The organism is Scytonema hankhaensis NUACC26 (assembly GCF_045865695.1).
In the GTDB taxonomy this organism is placed as follows: Bacteria; Cyanobacteriota; Cyanobacteriia; order Cyanobacteriales; family Nostocaceae; genus Scytonema.
In genome coordinates, this window is the sequence record NZ_BAACAP010000100.1 from 1 (window position 1) to 18,844 (window position 18,844).

At 41.2% G+C, this 18,844-nt stretch carries 14 protein-coding genes and 1 pseudogene; 6 read left to right on the top strand and 9 right to left on the bottom strand.

Annotation, left to right across the window (positions count from 1 at the left end; translation table 11 throughout):
• The coding region (locus ACKTT2_RS04210) for a two-partner secretion domain-containing protein (RefSeq protein ID WP_407884304.1) at positions 1–2,877 on the bottom strand (2,877 nt) is incomplete at its 3' end.
• Positions 2,878–3,179: 302 nt separating this feature from the next.
• Between ACKTT2_RS04210 and ACKTT2_RS04215 the strand changes: the two genes are divergently transcribed.
• Positions 3,180–3,521 carry a hypothetical protein gene (locus ACKTT2_RS04215; protein ID WP_407884306.1) on the top strand — a complete coding sequence of 114 codons (342 nt, stop codon included), beginning with the start codon at positions 3,180–3,182 and terminating at the stop codon, positions 3,519–3,521.
• A gap of 122 nt (positions 3,522–3,643) precedes the next feature.
• Here the strand turns inward: ACKTT2_RS04215 and ACKTT2_RS04220 are convergent, their stop codons facing one another.
• Complete coding sequence (locus ACKTT2_RS04220) at positions 3,644–4,471, bottom strand: PD-(D/E)XK nuclease family protein (protein WP_407884328.1); 828 nt, start codon at positions 4,469–4,471, stop codon at positions 3,644–3,646.
• 317 nt (positions 4,472–4,788) lie between these two features.
• On the opposite strand from ACKTT2_RS04220, the gene ACKTT2_RS04225 reads away from it, so the two are divergent.
• Positions 4,789–5,064 (top strand): lipopolysaccharide assembly protein LapA domain-containing protein, encoded by a 276-nt coding sequence (locus ACKTT2_RS04225; RefSeq protein WP_407884308.1) that lies wholly within the window; start codon positions 4,789–4,791, stop codon positions 5,062–5,064.
• Positions 5,065–5,266: 202 nt separating this feature from the next.
• Complete coding sequence (locus ACKTT2_RS04230; RefSeq protein ID WP_407884310.1) at positions 5,267–5,860, top strand: methyltransferase domain-containing protein; 594 nt, start codon at positions 5,267–5,269, stop codon at positions 5,858–5,860.
• A gap of 133 nt (positions 5,861–5,993) precedes the next feature.
• Here ACKTT2_RS04230 and polA read toward each other — a convergent pair whose 3' ends face one another.
• Positions 5,994–8,966 (bottom strand): DNA polymerase I, encoded by a 2,973-nt coding sequence (gene polA, locus ACKTT2_RS04235; RefSeq protein ID WP_407884312.1) that lies wholly within the window; start codon positions 8,964–8,966, stop codon positions 5,994–5,996.
• Positions 8,967–9,083: 117 nt separating this feature from the next.
• Positions 9,084–9,881 carry a DUF4114 domain-containing protein gene (locus ACKTT2_RS04240; protein WP_407884314.1) on the bottom strand — a complete coding sequence of 266 codons (798 nt, stop codon included), beginning with the start codon at positions 9,879–9,881 and terminating at the stop codon, positions 9,084–9,086.
• A 946-nt stretch (positions 9,882–10,827) separates the two neighbouring features.
• On the opposite strand from ACKTT2_RS04240, the gene ACKTT2_RS04245 reads away from it, so the two are divergent.
• Positions 10,828–11,499 (top strand): hypothetical protein, encoded by a 672-nt coding sequence (locus tag ACKTT2_RS04245; protein WP_407884316.1) that lies wholly within the window; start codon positions 10,828–10,830, stop codon positions 11,497–11,499.
• 162 nt (positions 11,500–11,661) lie between these two features.
• Here ACKTT2_RS04245 and ACKTT2_RS04250 read toward each other — a convergent pair whose 3' ends face one another.
• Positions 11,662–12,528 carry a DUF4114 domain-containing protein gene (locus ACKTT2_RS04250; RefSeq protein WP_407884318.1) on the bottom strand — a complete coding sequence of 289 codons (867 nt, stop codon included), beginning with the start codon at positions 12,526–12,528 and terminating at the stop codon, positions 11,662–11,664.
• A 242-nt stretch (positions 12,529–12,770) separates the two neighbouring features.
• On the opposite strand from ACKTT2_RS04250, the gene ACKTT2_RS04255 reads away from it, so the two are divergent.
• Complete coding sequence (locus ACKTT2_RS04255; protein WP_407884320.1) at positions 12,771–13,607, top strand: Cof-type HAD-IIB family hydrolase; 837 nt, start codon at positions 12,771–12,773, stop codon at positions 13,605–13,607.
• Positions 13,608–13,828: 221 nt separating this feature from the next.
• On the opposite strand, the gene ACKTT2_RS04260 is transcribed toward ACKTT2_RS04255, so the two are convergent.
• Entirely contained in the window at positions 13,829–14,788 is a 960-nt protein-coding gene (locus ACKTT2_RS04260; RefSeq protein ID WP_407884322.1) for a DALR anticodon-binding domain-containing protein, read from the bottom strand.
• A 314-nt stretch (positions 14,789–15,102) separates the two neighbouring features.
• Here ACKTT2_RS04260 and ACKTT2_RS04265 point away from each other — a divergent pair, with 314 nt between their 5' ends.
• Entirely contained in the window at positions 15,103–15,822 is a 720-nt protein-coding gene (locus ACKTT2_RS04265; protein ID WP_010998093.1) for a Crp/Fnr family transcriptional regulator, read from the top strand.
• 22 nt (positions 15,823–15,844) lie between these two features.
• Here ACKTT2_RS04265 and ACKTT2_RS04270 read toward each other — a convergent pair.
• The 3 genes and pseudogenes from ACKTT2_RS04270 to ACKTT2_RS04280 form a co-directional block, all read right to left on the bottom strand.
• Positions 15,845–16,168: pseudogene (locus ACKTT2_RS04270) on the bottom strand (phosphate ABC transporter substrate-binding protein); the annotation flags it as partial.
• Positions 16,169–16,425: 257 nt separating this feature from the next.
• Positions 16,426–17,826: a protein kinase domain-containing protein gene (locus ACKTT2_RS04275; RefSeq protein WP_407884324.1), complete on the bottom strand. Its 1,401-nt coding sequence runs from the start codon at positions 17,824–17,826 to the stop codon at positions 16,426–16,428.
• A 92-nt stretch (positions 17,827–17,918) separates the two neighbouring features.
• On the bottom strand, positions 17,919–18,844 hold a 926-nt coding region (locus ACKTT2_RS04280; RefSeq protein ID WP_407884326.1), incomplete at its 5' end, for a LysR family transcriptional regulator.

Genomic DNA, 18,844 nt, shown 5'->3' on the forward strand with positions numbered 1-18,844 from the left:
TTGGTTATCAGATGCACTACGAGTACTGGTTTGCAGTTGAGCGCCATCTCGTAGTGTTAGGGTTGCAGCATTGATGTTGATATTGCCACCCTTTCCTACACCAGATGGTTCTACCGTGCTGAAGATGGCAGCGTCTGCAAGAGAAACAGTATCGAGCGCCCGCACTATCACATCTCCCCCATTTCCTTGTCCAGAAGTTGAAGCAGTAATTTGAGCGCTGTCTCGTAATGAGAAGGAGCCAGAATCAATAGTTATGTCACCTCCATTGCCAACTGTCCCAGTTTCTACCCTGCTGGAAATTCCACTGGAATCACCATTTTTCCGCCCAGCAATGTCAACCGCACCAGTGACTTTCACATTCACATTGCCTGCATCCCCTATTGCTACAGGTTGGTTATCAGATGCACTACGAGTACTGGTTTGCAGTTGAGCGCCATCTCGTAGTGTTAGGGTTGCAGCATTGATGTCGATATTGCCACCCTTTCCCACACCAGTTGCTCCTACCGTGCTAAAGATCGAAGCGCCTGCAAGGGAAACACCCTCAACTGCCTGCACTGTAACATTCCCCGCACTCCCCCGTCCAGAAGTTGAAGCATCAATTCGAGCGCTGTCTCGTAACGAGAAGGAGCCAGAATTAATAGTTATGTCACCCCCATTGCCAACTGTTCCAGTTTCTACGTCGCTGAAAATTGAAGTGAAATAACCGTTTTTCTGCCCAGCAATGTCAACTTTTCCAGTGACTTTCACATTCACATCGCCTGCATCCCCTCTTCCTGCTCTTTGGGTAGCAGATGCACCACGAGTACTGGTTAGCAGTTGAGCGCCATCTCGTAGTGTCAGGGTTGCAGCATTGATGTCGATATTGCCACCCTTTCCCGCACCAGTTGCTTCTACCGTGCTGAAGATGGCAGTTGGATGAGCTGCAAGATAAACAACATCTTTTGCACGTACTGTCACATTCCCCGCATTTCCCTGTCCACGAGTTGAAGTAGCAATTTGAGCACCGTCTCGTAATGATAAGGAGCCAGAATCAATGGTTATATTACCTCCATTGCCAACTGTCCCACTTTCAACAGAACTGCGAATCCCACTGGAAAAACTGTTTTTCCGCCCAGCAATGTCAACTTCTCCAGTAACTTTCACATTCACATTGCCCGCGTCCCCTCTTCCTGCAGGTTGATTATTAGATGCACCACGAGTAATGGTTAGCAGTTGAGCGCTATTTGTAAGTAATAAAGTTGCAGCATTGATGTCGATATTACCAGCCTTTCCCACACCAGATGCTTCTACCGTGCTAAAGATGTCGGCGTCTGCAAGGGAAACCGCATCAAGTGCCCGCACTGTCACATTTCCCCCATTTCCCTGTCCAAAAGTTGAAGCTTCAATTCGAGCGCTGTCTCGTAATGAAAATGAACCAGAATCAATAGTTATGTTACCCCCATTGCCAACTCTCCCAGCTCCTACAGTGCTGAAAATCCCACTGGAAAAACTATTTTTCCGCCCAGCAATCTCAACCGTACTAGTCACTTTCACATTCACATTACCTGCATCCCCTATTACTGTAAGTTGGTTATCAGATACACTACGAGTACTAGTTAGCAGTTGAGCGTCATCAGTGAGTGACAAGGTTGCAGCATTGATGTCAATATTGCCACCCTTTCCCACACCCTCTGCTTCTACCGTTGTAAAGATGACAGCGTCTGCAAGGGAAACCGCATCTTTTGCACGCACTGTGACATTACCAGCGTTCCCCTGTCCAAAAGTTGAAGCATTAATTACGCCTTCTCGTAATGAAAATGAACCAGAATCAATGATTATGTTACCCCCATTGCCTTTCGATCTCCGCCGTACTACGTTGCGAATTTGGCTATTAGAACCAGCAATTTTGATGTCTCCTGTAGCATTAAGTACTATATCCCCTGCAACAATCTCAGGTGTTCCTAAACCTTCCCCAATCCCAGCAAAAAAGATACTTCCTCCTGATACCTCTAAATTTCGGGCATTGACTGCAATCTCACCACCACCAGCCCCTTCCACAAACACAAATGCTCGATCGCTCAGCAATACATCTGCACGAGCCACATTCTCAGGAAATTTCAAGCTAAAGCGATCGCTATCTAAAACCAGATTGATACTTCCAGGTTCTACTAACCCACCTAACTCAACTCTCCCACCAACAGCATTTAATTGCCCACCATCCATTGTGACATTACCACTGACTAACAGCAGACTCTTACCATCTGGTACCCGTAAACCTGTAACATCACCACCAAAACTGACTCCTGCGGGTGCAAGCGATCGATTAGTAATTCCGGCTGTTTGATTAATTTGATTAAACAACAAAGCTGAAGGATTAATAGATAACAACGCTGGTGCTTGGGGATTTATGGCGCTAAAAACTCCCTGATTCCCGAACTGCAACCCGTTCGCCGTTGTCCCCACAAATGAACCTTGCACATCTAAACTGGCTTTTTCCCCAAAAATCATCCCATTGGGATTGATTAAAAATAAATTGGGTTTCGATTCGCTCAAAGTCCCCAACCTACCCAATATCTCAGAGCGATTTCCACCTGTGACTCGTGCCAGAATATTCTGGATATCTACGCTAGGACTCAAAAAATAAGCCCCTCGTCCCGAGGTGACGTTAAATTCTTGAAAACTATGAAATAGGTTAATTCCGCGAGTTGCACCACCTACAATCAGTTCTACTGGTAGTCCTTGAACATTCTGATTCTGTAAGATTTGAGATGATTCTATACCCAGTGTGTTATCTGGTTGAATATTGCTGGGAGTACTCTGAGACAGAGCTTTACAGGTAAAAGTACATATTCCTACCGTTGACAAAATTCCTACAAATCCTAACTGCCAACAACTCATATTATTTTGGATTTTAGATTTTGGATTTTGGATTGGGCAAACACTCTATATATACGGAGTATCTAATGATTTGGGATAAAAAAGCAATCGTTTGTATAGCCACGATTTCAATTGCCAGCGTGTTTTTTCCAATCCAAATTGATATGCTTCCATCTTCTATGCATCTTTTTTCTTATAAATACGTATTTTCCCGTAAGTTTTAACAAACAATAAAACTTAAAGAAAAGATACGTATAATTTCTCAGGTATATATGGTTTGCCGCTAAATAATATCTTAATTAGCTTGTTTAACCAATAAATGTATGAATAAAGCATTTATCAAAATTACCGGGTTGATTCTACTCCTCGTTTGCATTTATTATCTCGGTCAAAATATTATATTTGCTAGTAGATATCATGAATATTTTTTCATTAGCATTCCAGCAACAGGCTCAATGTTAACACTGATTTGTGGAATTTTTACATTAATTTTCTTTCCCAAGCATACTGATAATCTGGGATGGATTTTGTTAGGAATAGCTATGGTATTAGCTTTGTTAAGTGGAGGAGTGATATTCCAAACGACAAGTTTATGGAATTTCTTTGTTGCTTTCTCAGCATTATCGGTAGGATATAAACTCCTTAATGAAGGTAGATTACTTTAGTTATATAGGTAAATATTTAAGTCCGCGTAGGCGGAGGAGCGTTTGTATAGCCGCGATTTCAATCGCTTGGGTGTTTGTTCCAAATTGGGATGCTCCCATCCCCAGTACCCAGTCCCCAGTACCTACCCTCCATTTTCCAAAGATTTCACGGCTGAAAACTCGCAAATTGAGTTAAATGGGCAAAACCGACAGTGGTAACCGGGAGTTGGTGGAAAAATCTCGCTAAATTTACTGTGTTTTTCTTGGTAGTTTTGTAAATCTTTTTGGTGTTTTCTGGCAACTTCCGATAATTCACGTTCGATCGCGTCTAACTCTTTCTTAGAAACACTGATGATGTCTGAAGTTTTACAAAGTTCTAAATTATAAAATGAGGCGATCGCTTCATACTGAGGATAGAGATAACGAGCGGCTACTAAGTAAACGAGTGCCTGTCGCCGGTCAAAGGCAGATCTACCTGTTTTAAAATCTACAATATGTAAAATGCGATCGGACTCAATAAATACGCAATCCATTGCCGCATACAACCGAAAACCGTAATGCGGCTGTTTAACAAAAATTGGTTTAGGAAAACCTTCATCACCTCGCGTTAATAAGATGATACGTTTGCCTGAAAGCAAAGGAGTACTGTGATATTTGTTCAAAATTTGCAGGACTCGTTGCTTAACTTCATCTGTAAAGTGACTTAATTTCAGCAGTTGTGCAACTTTTTGGACGCCATCTGATTGCTTTAATAGATGTATCTGGTGATGAAATTCATAAACACCTTTCTGTGCGAGCAAGCCAATGCGTTGGGAAGCCGTCGCTTTTGTCATCAGAACTTTGACTTGAGGTTCGTGCTGTCGTGCTTTAATGAAACCCCGTCTCATTTGGCAGTGCGAACGTTGCCCCACAGCTGGGGCAATTAAAGACCAAAGGTGATAGCTGGCAAAAGGCTGTTCTGAGATTAACATGGCTTTGGCTTGGGCTGTAAGCCAAAATCCGGCACGGTCAGCGAGATAAAATCTCCCGCCAACCATGTGGATTCTGTGAGTTCAGAAATTACTGATACTATTGTGGCAAATTATTAAAGACGTATCAGATACTTTGTCACAATCTAGTAACCTTTCTGACTCAATTTCCACGTTCTCTTCTAACCTAGAGTATGTGCCACTTACGTGCTTCTTGTCGAATCGAGAGCAGTATATTAAAAGTTGTTACGATAAATAAAGACTTTGTTAAATATGGTGAATGCCCACTACTAACGTTACACTAATACACAAACAGGACTATGAAAACTTTGGTAAATCTACTGGTATCTATTATTGTAGCTAGTTGGGTTATGGGAATCGCAATCCTTTCAGTACAAAATGCCGAACCTGTATCATTAAAATTTCTTAACTTTAGGTCTGTTCAGATTCCCGTAGGTTTAGTTCTGGCTTTTTGCGCTGTTATCGGAATAATTGGTACGGCACTACTACAGCCGCTATGGGGTCTTGCAGTTTCTGAACAAAGAAATTCTGAAGAGGAAGATGATGCTGAATTTTTTACTGATGATAATTACTGAAGTAGTTATGTAATCATGTATTAATTAATACTTAAATTTCTAGATTGAATATAAATTTTTATTAATCTACTGTAAATTTTAAATAAAAATTAATCTTTTCTTAAGAAGAATTTTAAGTTATTCTTGTCTAATGTACGTATACTTAATACTTAAATAGTGACTTACTTTACATATCTAGCACTTATCACCAAGGCATTTTACCATGTTAACTAACCCCCAAATGATTTTGAGAGGCTTGAAAGTCGTTACCTATACAGTTCTTGGTAAAGAAATGCCTCTAGAAACTCCCGATCGCTATATCTTGGAACAGAAAATTATTCCTTATTTTATTGAACGAGAAGAGTTTACAAAAGTTCTATTTGTGGGATGTGGTTCGTATACAAAGCATTATGAAAAATGGTTTGAAAAAAAAGACTATTGGACAATTGATATTAACCCGATGAAAAAAATCTATGGAGCCAAACAACACATTGTTGGTTCCATGAGCGAACTGAGCGATCGTTTCAATGAAAATGATTTAGATGTTATCTTCTGTAATGGTGTTTTTGGGTGGGGATTGAACGATAGAGAAGAAGTTGAAAAAGCATTTGCCGGTTGCTATCAATCTTTGCGAAAAGGCGGAGTTTTGGTTATTGGTTGGGATGATGTCCCAGAGAAAAAACCTTTTCCTCTAGAAACTTGTGAAAGCTTAAATCAGTTTCAACCTTATTATTTTCCTCCCCTTTCCACTGCACTTTATATCAACTTGAATGACGAATCGGATAAGCATAAATATAATTTTTATGTTAAGGGTTAGTGTTAGTAGGGGCGCAATGCCTTGCGCCCGTACATAGTTAGGCGCAATGCCTTGCGCCCGTACATAGTTAGGTGCAATGCCTTGCGCCCGTACATAGTTAGTAGTCAAAATTAACAACTAACAACTAACCAACTTACTTAGTGTCCATCCAATTCTCACCTGCACGCACTTCTACAAGCAATGGCACAGTTAAAGATACAGCGCTTTCCATTGTAGATTTAATGTGAGGTTGCAGTTCTTCCCATTCATCTGGTGGAACTTCAAAGACAAGTTCATCGTGAACCTGTAACAGCAATCGTGCTTTGTAATTCTGCAAAATATCGTGCAGCTTGACCATTGCGACTTTAATGATATCCGCACTAGAACCTTGAATTGGTGCATTGGCTGCAGCACGTAAAAGTCCTGCATCATAAGCACCTAAATTCTTAAATTTGCTAAGGTCAATATCTGCAGGATTGCTACCTTTAACATTACGCAAACTATTGCTTGTGAAGTCAAAGTATCTCCGACGCCCAAAGATAGTTTTTACATATCCTTGGGTGACAGCTTGCTTTTTCACAGATTCTAAATACTCAAATATCTTAGGATAGCGGTTATTAAATCGTTTAATAAACTCGTTAGCATCGGTTTTATCGACTCCAGTGGAACGTGAAAATCTCTGAGAACCCATTCCGTAAATTACACCAAAGTTAATGGTTTTAGCCAATCTTCGCTCATCTGGTGTCACATCTTCTTTTTCAAAAATGAGCTTTGCTGTAACTTTGTGAATATCCTCATTGTTCTGATAAGCTTCAACCAAAACAGGTTCTTGACTCAAATGAGCTAAAATTCGCAACTCAATTTGAGAATAATCAGCAGCTACCATTAAGTAACCAGATTCAGGGACAAAGGCTTTGCGAATCTGACGGCTAAAAGCAGTACGAATGGGTATATTCTGTAAATTGGGATTGGAAGAAGATAAACGACCTGTAGATGTTACTGTTTGGTTAAAGCTCGTATGTACTCGTTGAGTGTCCGCACGGACAAGTTCTGGTAATGCGTCTACATAAGTAGACTTCAGTTTAGATAGGGTACGATATTCAACAATGGCATCAACTATTCCAGTTGTATCAACTTCTCGCAGTTTTTCTAGTGTTGCTGCATCAGTGGAATAACCTGTCTGAATTTTACGGGAATGTTTGGTGCTTAACTTCAATTTGTCAAATAGTATTTGACTCAATTGTTTTGGAGAACCTAAATTAAATTTCTCTCCAGCCAAACTATAAGCCTGTTGTTCAAACTTGGCTAAATCTGTTTCTAACACATGAGACAGTTCTTTCAAGTAACCAGTATCTATCCGAATTCCCCGATACTCCATTTCTGCTAGAACTGGTTCTAGAGGTTGTTCTACTTCTAACAACAATCTCTCTAAAGACTCGATATAATTCGTCTCTGTGTTATTCTGAGCATCAATTTTTTCCAGTTCTTCACGCAATTTTGGAACTAATTGAAATGTACTGTAAACATCCATGCCGCAATAATCTGCTACAGCAGGAATATCTAAGTCAGCAATAGTTTTTCCTTTGGGAACTAACTCAGAGTAACTTGTTGCTATTAAACCTAAATAACGTTGAGATAAGCTACTAAGATTGTGGTTTCCATCTGGGTTTAAAACATAACTTGCTAACATGGGGTCAAAGACAACTCCGGTAAGTTTTATTCCCTGACAGCGCAAGATTAAACGGTCAAATTTAGCATTTTGTAAAGTTTTGGGATAATTTGCACTTTCAAGAATTGGACGGAGTGCTTCTAAAGCAATTTCTCGCTCTAAATTCTTTCCTGTTTTATGACCAAGGGGAATGTATGCAACTTCATCGGGTTCTATTCCCCAACAACAACCAATTCCAACTAAAAAGGCATCTCTTGGTTCTAAATCGCTAGTTTCCGTGTCCCATGCAACAGGAGATTTTGAGTCAGTAAAGTTTTGCAGCAGGTTAACTAATTCTGTAAGTTTTTCTGGAGTATCTATAATTCTGGGCTGAATTGCAGAATCTGTCGAAGTTTGTTGAAAGGCTTCTGTATCTTCAGCACTAAAAAACCACAAATCATCACCGTCGTAGGTGGGGAGCGAGGACTGGGAACTGGCTACTGGGAATGAGGTGTCGTCTGATGTCTCTATGGCTTCTGAGTCTTCTTCAACCGTTCCGCCAAACTTTTGTTGGAGTTCGTTAACTTTGTTTAAAAAAGTTTTAAATTCTAGCTTTTCTAAAATTGGTACGATTTTGTTGGTATCAAATCCTTTGAGATTGCATTCCTCTAAGTTAATTTCTAAGGGAACATCTAGAACAATCGCTGCTAGATAACGGGATTTTTCAGCGTCTTCTTTACCTGCTTCTAGTTTTTTCTGAGTTGCGCCTTTTATTTGTCCTAATGCAGCATATATTTTTTCCAAGGAACCATATTCTTTGAGTAACTGGACTGCTGTTTTTTCCCCAATTCCTCTGACTCCAGGAATATTGTCTGATTTATCTCCGCAAAGAGCTTTGTAATCTACGACTTGGGATGGTTCAATTCCCAATTTTCCTTTGACTTGTTCTACACTAAACTCGCTAATACCAGCGTTGGTAGAACGTTTGAGGGCATCTGGACTAAAATATAAGACGCTAATATCTTTGTTGGGATCGATAAGTTGGTATAAATCGCGATCGCCTGTCAAAATCTTGACTTTATATCCAGATGCTGCTGCCTTTTGTGCTAAAGTTCCCAACACGTCATCTGCTTCATAACCAGGAGCAGTGACAATTTTGAGATTTAAGGCGTCCAACAATTCTTGCAGGTTTTTTAGATCGGGAATAAAGTCTTCTGGTGTCCCCGGACGATCTGCTTTATACGTGTCGTCAGCTTCATGACGAAAAGTTGGCAAGCCCAAGTCAAAGGCTACTGCCATTGCTTGGGGTTGTTCCGTTGCCATAACCTCTAACAGAGATTTCAGAAAGCCGAAACACACACTTGTAGGTATTCCCGTCTTCGTCCTCAATCCGCCGTCATTTCCTTTGGCAAAGGCGTAGTAAGAACGAAAGGCTAGGGAATGCCCGTCTACAAGAATGAATGTGGGGTGTGTTTTCATCAAAATTCGGAAGCTAACTGATGTTTGAATAATACATATATTCTAACTAGTTGCTTTCACATGGATCGTCATTGGTCATTGGTCATTGGTCACTGGTCACTGGTCACTGGTCACTGGTCACTGGTCACTGTTTTCCCGACGGCGCAAGGTCATTACACCTGCAGCCGCAGCCGCTAACAATGCTATTGCGGTTGCGGGTTCGGGTACGGATTCGATGTTGTCTTTGCCAACATCAACAACGAACATAACATCATTGAAATCGCGATCGGAACCTTCTAGTCCGGGTAAATCTTCAAAACCTAATAACAAGCGATCGTCAATTTCATATGCAACTAAATGCTCTAGTAAATCTGGGTTTTTGGTTGGATCTGCACCATAAACAGGTCCATCAGGAAAGGTAGAACCATCTGCTTTTATAAAGAAGTTAAGCTGTGTACCACCTGCTACCTTGCCTATATCAACAAAATCCCCAATATCTAAAGTTCCTGGATTTTCACCAATCTGACAGGCTGAGTTAGCTTCTTGTGAAATGTCACAGGATACATCACTAAAAAGCAATCCTTTTTGATAATCGTTACCTTTTACAGCTTCATAGGCAAGTTGATTTCTAAAACCAGCACCTTCATTCAAAAACCAGATGCGAACATCTGTATTATTTTTTAAACGAAGTTTTGTCGGGTCTAGTTTGTTGATTTTATCTTCTGGTATGGAAAGAGATTCTGGCTGTACGTACTTTTGATATCCAGAAATCAGAGATTGGAATCCTGAAGTGTCAGTTGACTTATCCTGTACTTCATAAGTTTTTGTCCAATCTCCCCAAGTAAATGTGCTAGCACTTGCAGGAGCAACAGCAGAAAATACACCAGTCACTGTAACGGCGGCGGCTATCAGTTTCTTTACACGGTCTTTATTCATCAAAATACTCCTTTATAACTTCTTTACAATTCAGTTAAGGAAATTTAAATTTAAGCTTTTAGGCTACTAGTTTCTACTTAATGTTTAAGCGTTACTCATTATTATTACGGTCATGTTTTTCTATGTCTATACTTAAATCTTCTCTTTGCTAACTCTTTATCCCTAGTGGTTTTACTGAAAAAATTCTGTAAACTCAGTGTGGTTTTCCGAAATCACAATTGTCTTACGTGAAGTTAGGGTAAATCTTTGACCCCATAACCATTTTCACGGTCAAGACCCCTGACTTCTCAAAAAAGTCAGGGGTCTTTCTCATGAGATTTTGCTCTTGCAGACTACTTAAGTCATTGGACTAGAGTAAATACACACAAAGTTGGGCATCAATACTTGTCGGATTTTGCCTTTTTTTCCTCCCCTGCAACCCCTGCTAAATACGTAGTAGTAGTAGGGTGGGCACTGCCCACCATTAGCTGTTGTGTGGCATAGCCCTACCTACTTAACTACTTAACCGAGCAGTATTGAGTTGGGCATGGGGTATAGGGCAAAACAAAAACGCGATCGCAATTAGTTATGTCCAATTACTGATTAATGCTGGTAAAAGGGGGATGTTGTAGAGCAAATGGTGGGTAGTAGGGTGGGCAATGCCCACCAAGAGATCTTGGTAGGCATTGCCCACCCTAAGTGTAATGGTAATCATAAGAGTGGGAAGAGAGTCAGCAATCCAGAAGCTATGTCGCTCCAACAATCCCTGTTAACTGCAAAAATTGCGCCTAGAAAATGACGAAATTTTTCTCTCAGAAAATATAAATTTTGACGAAAAATTTTACAGAAAAAGTTTCCGGATTATTGTATTATTAACAAACGAGGAAGCGCTCGTGTTGGCTCAGGAGCACTTCCTCGAAAAATTAAATAAAAATCTTAACTTACTTAATTCTGGAGTAATTTTAGCATGACTAAAGCACTGGAAGCAGCTCCTGCTGCGAATTTTTCTGAAACAATTGCACAAGAAGTCCAATATCTCATCTGTAAACTTGCCAAACTCGGTAAGAACTCGACCGAAGAAGTTATCAGAGAAATTAGCCTCACAAATCCTGTCACATTATTGGGAGCAGCCAAAATTGGGCAATTATTGCTTTTCCTTAAAGAAAAACTCAAGCCCAAACAGTATGAAGAAGCTCTAGTCAGTTCTTTAGGATGGATATCGGGTGTTGCTAATCAATTATTGAAGCTAGCCCCGATACTTGGAAACTTCACTACAGAACAACTCGATCGCATTAATCGCAACCTTTCCCCATCAGCACTCTACAAATTAGCCACGGGTCGGACGCCTACTGAGGTTATTCAGTCCATGCTGGAAAAAGCTTGCACTCAAGAGGTTTCTAAGAAAGATATTCAAGTTGAAACCAAAAAATCTAAAGAGAAGCAACCGAAGAAAGAGCCAACATCATGGAGATATGTTGGCAATGGAAGAGAATACCAACCACCTAGAATTTCTGAAAAAGCAGGTTCGGTCGTAGAAAAACTCAGCGAACACAACGGAAAGCCGCGACGTTTTGTCATTGAAGAAGCGATTTTATCGCTAGCAGAGCAATTTCAGCAAGCACTTCTCGCTGTTGCTTAGCTTTTTCCAAAGTTCTCCCTTGCGTAAAATATAAGAAATAAGAACCGCAGCCTGTAGCGGATGGATGCTGATAAATTTGTATCTTAGAGGAAGATTAGAAAATATTCTGATTGTAGAAGCACCCCTATATAAATAATTTCCTTACTGGTCACTGGTCACTGGTCACTGGTCAGGTGATTTCCGACGTAGTTTTAACAATCCCAAGGTTCCTACGCCCAAAATAGCGAGAAAGCTACTAGGTTCTGGTACGTAAGCTGTATTATCTAAATTGTTTCTACCGACATCAACGACGAACACTAGGTCGTTGAAATCGCGATCGCTTACACTAATACCATTTCCTCCGGCTGTAGAGCCCTGAGTTCCGTACAGATCTTCAAATCCGACTAGAAGGTAATTATTATACTCATAAGCTACTATGTGATCCAGGCCATCTGGATTTTGGGTAGCAGTTTCACCATAGATATTTTTGATATTTGTGACTGGATCTGTGCCACCTGGGTCTTGCGGATTAGCGCCATTTGCTCTTAACCAAAAATTTAGTTGCGACCCACCGGGTACTGTTCCCAAATCGACATAATCGCCAACATTTAAATTCCCATTGCTCTCAGGCTGCTCGCAATTATTGTTGTTTCCACTGATACATGAAATATTTGGAAAAACGAACCCTGCTTGATAATTCGAGCCTTGAATAGTTTCGTAAGCCAACTGATTTTGATAGTCAGCACCTTCGTTGAGGAACCAAACACGAACATTGCTGTCTGATTTTAGTTGTAATCTGGAGGGGTCTAGCCTTCTAACTTGGCTATCAGGAATCGCGATTCCTTCTGCTGGTACAAATTGCTGAAATTGTGGTATGAGTGTTTGAAAGCCCGAGCCATCAGTTGTTCTAGGTTGAATTGGATTGGCTACCAAGTTATTCCATTCATTTGAATTGTTTAATGAGGCTGCACTGACGGGCGCTACTATAGAAAAAATAGTACCTACAGTAGCGACAGCAGAAAAAACCTCTGTTAAGCGATTTTTTTTCATGGAAACCCTTTCGTATTTTGTAACAAGCCTACAGAATCGTTCGCGTTATTGGAGTGCTAATAGTGTCTCCCGCAATCTTAGGTTAATTAATCACTTTGATTTCCGTATCTACAAAAAGTAACAAGTACAAAGAATAAAGGATAAAATGTGTCTTGGAAATCTCCATTGACTCCTTATATACATCTAAAGGGAGTTTACTCCATACTTCATCCGTTATCCTTCATACTTTATTCTTACTTAATATGAATTTTTCTGCTGCTTCTGATATTCAACTGCTGGTGTTAGATGTTGATGGCACGATCGCGGGAAAATCTAATACAATTGGCGAACGAGTGAAGCAGGCAATTTTTGCAGTTCAATCGCGTGGAATTCAAGTAGCGATCGCAACAGGACGTATGTATCGTTCGGCTTTGCGATTTCATCAAGAAATTCGTTCTAATTTACCGTTAATAACTTACCAAGGTGCTTGGATTCAAGATCCCATTACCCAACACCTTCACAGTCATTTGCCCGTTTCCGAAAGCGCTGCACTGAAACTCTTAGATTATTTTGAACAACCCGAACTCCGCAAACTTTTATCCGTGCATTTCTACATTAATGATGAACTTTATGTCAGAGAGATAACAGAAGAAACCGAACTTTATTCCCAACGTTCGGGCATAATCCCTATTGTCGTCGGCGATCTTCGCCTTTTCTGTCACCAAGAACCCACAAAAATCTTAGCTTTATGCCATGATACAGATGTCATCGAGAAGTTATTAGGAAATTTACGCCGTCAGTATACACCTGCAGAACTATATCTCACCACTTCTGTTGCGACATTCTTTGAAGCAACTCATCCCCTTGCCAATAAGGGACTTGGGGTGCGTTATTTAGCTGAAGAATTATTAGGACTACAAAGTCACAACGTTATGACTATTGGTGACAATTTTAACGATGCGGAAATGCTAGAGTATGCCGGTATTGGTATTGCTATGGGTAATGCGCCGGAAGGAGTACAAAGCTTAGCTCAATGGGTAGCACCTGATGTAGAGGAAGATGGCGTAGCTGTTGCCATTGAGAAATTTTTACTGACTTGAAATTAGGAATTGGCGATTGGGGGCTGGCGACTAGGTAATAAGTAAGTTTACCACTATCCACTAACAACTAACCACTATCTACTAACCATAAAAATCAGAAAGAGTACCGACGACTGGCCGTGTTTCGTCTCGGTACTCTCGCTGGTTCGCTCCTCACACAAGAAGAAATATACATTATGTTTTTTGGAGTGTCAATAGTTTTTTAAGAAGTTATATATTCTTTACAGTTCTTGAAGGGCAGAAACACGGAACTTTTCTTCTAGTAAAAGTTTTAACACAGCCTGAGTAGCTATAATCAATCCGAGTCTCGCTTGTACGAGTTCGGGAGAAGTTGTTTTGACTTCGCCGAAGATACGACACTGACGCCAAAAAGTTTCAAAGGCATGACTGAGTTCTAATGCAGCTTTTTCCCAGTTGACTGATTCGGGACGAACGCAAAAAAACAACTGGTCTGTTACTTTTACCAGTTGATTTATGAGACGGTAAGACGCTAGTTGGTTGAATTGTAGTTTTTCATGACTGTCAAGCCAAGGAATAACATTGGGGATAAAAATATTGGACGAAACGATTTCGTCTTTTTGATGTTTCATCAACCCCTCTTGTATCGCTAAGCGCAAAAGAGAGCAACATCGTGCGTGAGCGTATTGAGTTGTAAATTGGGCATCGGGAATTGGGGAACTCGGGGCCCCCTCTGGGGATAAGGGGTAATGGCGATTGGGGATTGGCGATTGGGGATTGGCGATTGGCGATTGGCGATTGGCGATTGATATTTCTCCACTGCCCATTGCCCCATGCCCATTGCCCATTGCCCCATGCCCCAGTCCCCAGTCCCTAGTCCCCAATCCCTCAATAAGACTCTGTAACCAAATAGCTAAAACTGCATGGCTCACTTCCAAATGAATCCAACCGGGAGGGACAATTTTAATTATTAAATGATTGTCATAACTTTTTGATATATGAGAAATTACTTCGTTAGCTATGTCCAAAGGTGGTAATTTCTCAGATTTCGCCAGTTTTAAGGCAATTCCTGAGATATAAAAAACTCTCTTATCATCTCTACCTTGCGATAGAGGAATATTTTCTTCTAATATACATACTCTCGAATGATAAGCAGCATAAATACTTAGTAATGATGCTAGTTTACTATATACTAGCTGCTTAATAGCTATCCACTTTTTCATTATGTAATTTTTACTATAAATATTTCTTAAAAAAAAATCTGCCATCTTGGACTGTCATTCTAAGTCATCTCCCCGGAGGCATAAGTTTCTTCTATGGAGAGAAAATTAGAATTATGCAAAATTTAATTAACTAGGGGTAAATTTTACTACCTTCATTGTACAGTAGGATGTATAACAAAAAGAGTAGATGCTAAATTGTCTACTTTTTTCATGGCTGGCACTGTTAGGATTAATGCTTGAAGTGCCAAACAAGAAGACACTCCTTGCACCCATTTTTAACGTCTTTGTCTTCAGCCGAACGCTCTTTGTTACCTATGCAATCTCCATCCTCCTTTTCTGAGGCATCTCGTCCTTTTTTGACTTGGCAACGGATTCTTGACTGGGCTCAGGAACACTATCGCTGCCGTACCTTTAGCAAAGATGAGCGCATTCCAGCCCGTCCTGGATTGCTGTACTTGGTGCAAAGGGGTGCGATCCGCATGGTGGGAACTGCTCAAGTCAGCGCCACCGCAAGTCAACTCACCTCTCGACGCATCAACAGAACGCCAGAAGAAGCTTTTCTAGGTTTTGTGGGTGCCGGTCAGCCCTTTGAAATTGTTGCTCAGTCACCATTTACACTCCAGTCTTACGCTCATGTAGACCAAACAGCAGTGTTGTGGATGTACTGGCACGATTTAGACAACTGGCCTCACTTCCGCCGGGAAGTTATGGACGCTTTTAGATATCAGCACCAGCGCAAACTGCTGTGGTTGAGTGCGTTAGGACAACGCCGCACAATTGACCGTCTCTTAGGATTCCTCACACTGCTTATTGAGGAATACGGAGAGCCTGCAATGAGTGACACCGATCCCGATGTGATTCGCGGATATTGCCTGCCTTTCCCCCTCACCCATGCCCAAATTGGTAGTGCTATTGGCTCAACACGTGTCACCGTTACCCGCTTGATGGGCAAATTGCGTCAACGGGGCTTAATTCTCACTCAAGGTGATAATCTTATCTGTTTGCCAGCAGAATCGATTAACAGAGCTAGCTAGCTCCATCTCTAAAGTGCAGGTGTCAGCGAATTTTGACAAACCCGGCTTGAGTCACAAGTTCCTGTCCCTGCTGAGTGAGCAGTAAGTTAGCGTAAGCCGTACCAGCTTGCTGTTCGATTTGCTCGGTCTGTTTGACTACAACAAACAGATTGCGCGTTATGGGATACCTTCCCAACCGGAAAGCCTCAGTGTTCAACTGATTCCGTTTACCAGGACACGCATCGGGGAGAACCAACGGTTCTTGATAGGGAGCAACAAATTGCTCCTGCGTTCTCCCTAGAGGTAAAGGCTTGCTTGAACATTGAGGAACTACTTCGGGAGCCCAGGCGTAATATATACCGCCGGGACGACCACCTGACCAGTGACCAGTGGTTTAAACTACAAGGAAAAGAGTTAGATTTCTGAATCTTAAGTTTTTCTATTAACCTGTTTTTATCCTTAAAAAGGGGGACTTTTAGAGTATTTTTCCCCATTTTTTAAGGGAGGCTAGGGGGGCTCTTGAGACAACGGTAGACTTTACAAACATCCTCTAACAATTGTAACTACAGTAACAGCGATAACAGTTTGTAAATGAAATAGCAACTGGTCACTGGTCACTGATAACTACAGTAACCGCGATAACAGTTTGTAAATTAAACGGAATAGTGCAGTGGTGGCGATCGCTACTAAACTTCCAGTAGCTGGTATAATTATTAACTGTTGAAGAGTCAATCCTACGTGTAAAAAGGGAACAAAATATACAATTGCAAAACTAATAGCTGGAATAATTAATAAATCCCATCTTTCAATCCATCGTCTAGTTTGAGTAAATATAAGTATTGTTAAAATGAGGGCTGAACCGCCCAGAGCAAGTAAAGGCGATTTTAATAAACTAAATAAAGCTATAGCAATTAATCCACTTTCAAACCCACTAAATGCCGCACTGCCTAATATCTCTATTGTAGAAAATGGCTGTATGACTGTTGTAGGTAGCTGTGTTTGAGGTTGGGTCTGTGGAAGATTTGATGATGGAGTGCGGGGACTGATATGTGTAGGGGGTATCCCTCCAGTAGGGGTATCCAACGCTTGTAGAACTTCCTGTGCGGACTGATAGCGCTGACTAGCAGCTGCTTGGAGCATTTTATCGAGAATGTTCGCGAGATGAGAGCTAACAGTGGTTCGTTCGCGCCATTTCCAATGATTGCTATAGGCATCAAATAACCGAGTTACGTCTTGTTCGCCTGTTAATAATATGACAATAGTAACAGCTAGGGCATATAAATCTGTAGACGGAAAGATTTGAGCGCCTGACATTTGCTCTGGCGGTGCAAATCCCATAGAGTAAATCCCAGTTGAAGGGCTATTAGTACCAATTGGGGCGTTAGCTATTTGTTTGACAGCGCCAAAGTCTAGCAAGTAGAGCTTTCCGTTGCGATGGCGCATGATATTTGAGGGTTTTATGTCTCTATGGATAATTCTTGCATCGTGGACAAACTTCAAAACTTTGAGAATTTCTCGCAAAATTTCTAAGACTTCTTGTTCGGAAAATCGACCTTTTGGAATTAATTCTTCCTCTAAGTTTTGTCCGTCTATATACTCTTGTACGAGATAAAAAAATTGCTCTTGCTGTCCGACTTGCGAACCAGGGGCTAGTAGGGGAAAAAAGGCAAACAGATCGGGGATTTGCTCGTGTTGATTGCCTATCTGTTCTAAAACTTCTGCTTCTCGTTCAAATAAATCTTGTGCCAATTGTAACTGAGTTGGGGTGAGATTTCCCGCCGGTTGAAATTGCTTAACTACACATTGTCGCATTCCTGGTGTATAGCGATCGCGTGCCAAGAATGCTGCTCCAAACCCTCCTCTACCTAACAGCTTGATTGGTAAATAGCGTCCCACCAAAATCAGAGGCATGCCGCAAGCCGTGCAATATTTTTGCTGTGCTGTTCTGAGGGTTGCGCTATCATCTAAATCTGGAAAATAGTTTTGCGGACGAGGGCAGTACGGACGGGTACAGTAAATTTCCATAATTTATTATTGGTCAATAGTCAATAGTCATTAGTCATTTGTACTGTACACCAAGGACAAAGGACTAAGGATTATTGACTAATGACTACATCTTAATCATCTTCGACGTTGTGATTTCCTCCATCTAAGACACTGACTGCCAAGGCTTTCGGTACAGATTTTAATAACTCTAGATTCCATCCTGGGGTCGCAAACTGAGGTAGAATTTCCCGACTAAATGCTTCTGCTGCTTTGGATCTGTAGCGATTGGGATTAAAAATTAGTCTCAGCATCCGTTTGACGATGACACCTTCGATAGGCGCACAATGTAGTAGTCCCATTTGTAACTCTTTAGCAATTGCGGAAGTTGAGACAAAAGCTGCTCCCAAACCAGATTGAACGGCATTTTTAATAGCTTCTATGGAATTCAGTTCCATTTCAACTTTAAAACGGCGCGTATCTATATCGCAGCGTGATAGCACTTGGTCAATGACCTTACGAATGGTAGATTGAGAATCCAAAGCTATGAATTGCAGTTTATATAAGTCTTCTCTGTGAATTGTGTCTAGTTTGGAAAAGGGATGGGAGATAGGTACAATCAGCGCTAACTCATCTTCAGCGTAGGGAACAATTTCTAATGATTCTACGAGTTCGGCAGGGATTTCACCACCAATGATGGCTAGATCGACTTGTCCGTTTGCTACACTCCAAGCAGTTCTACGGGTGGAGTGGACGTGTAATTGTACCGCCACATCCGGATATTTTTGTCGAAACATCCCAATCATCCGGGGTAAAAGGTAAGTCCCCGTAGTTTGAGAAGCCCCTACAATCAGAGTACCGCCTTGCAGATTTTGTAAATCTTCAATAGCGCGACAAGTTTCCTGACACAAGCTGAGAATTTTTTCCCCGTAGCTCAGAAGTAAATGTCCGGCTTCGGTTAATTGAGCGCGACGTCCTCCACGATCGAATAATGGGACATCCAGTTGCCGTTCTAAGTTTTGCACTTGCAAACTCACGGCAGGTTGGGAAACGTAAAGGC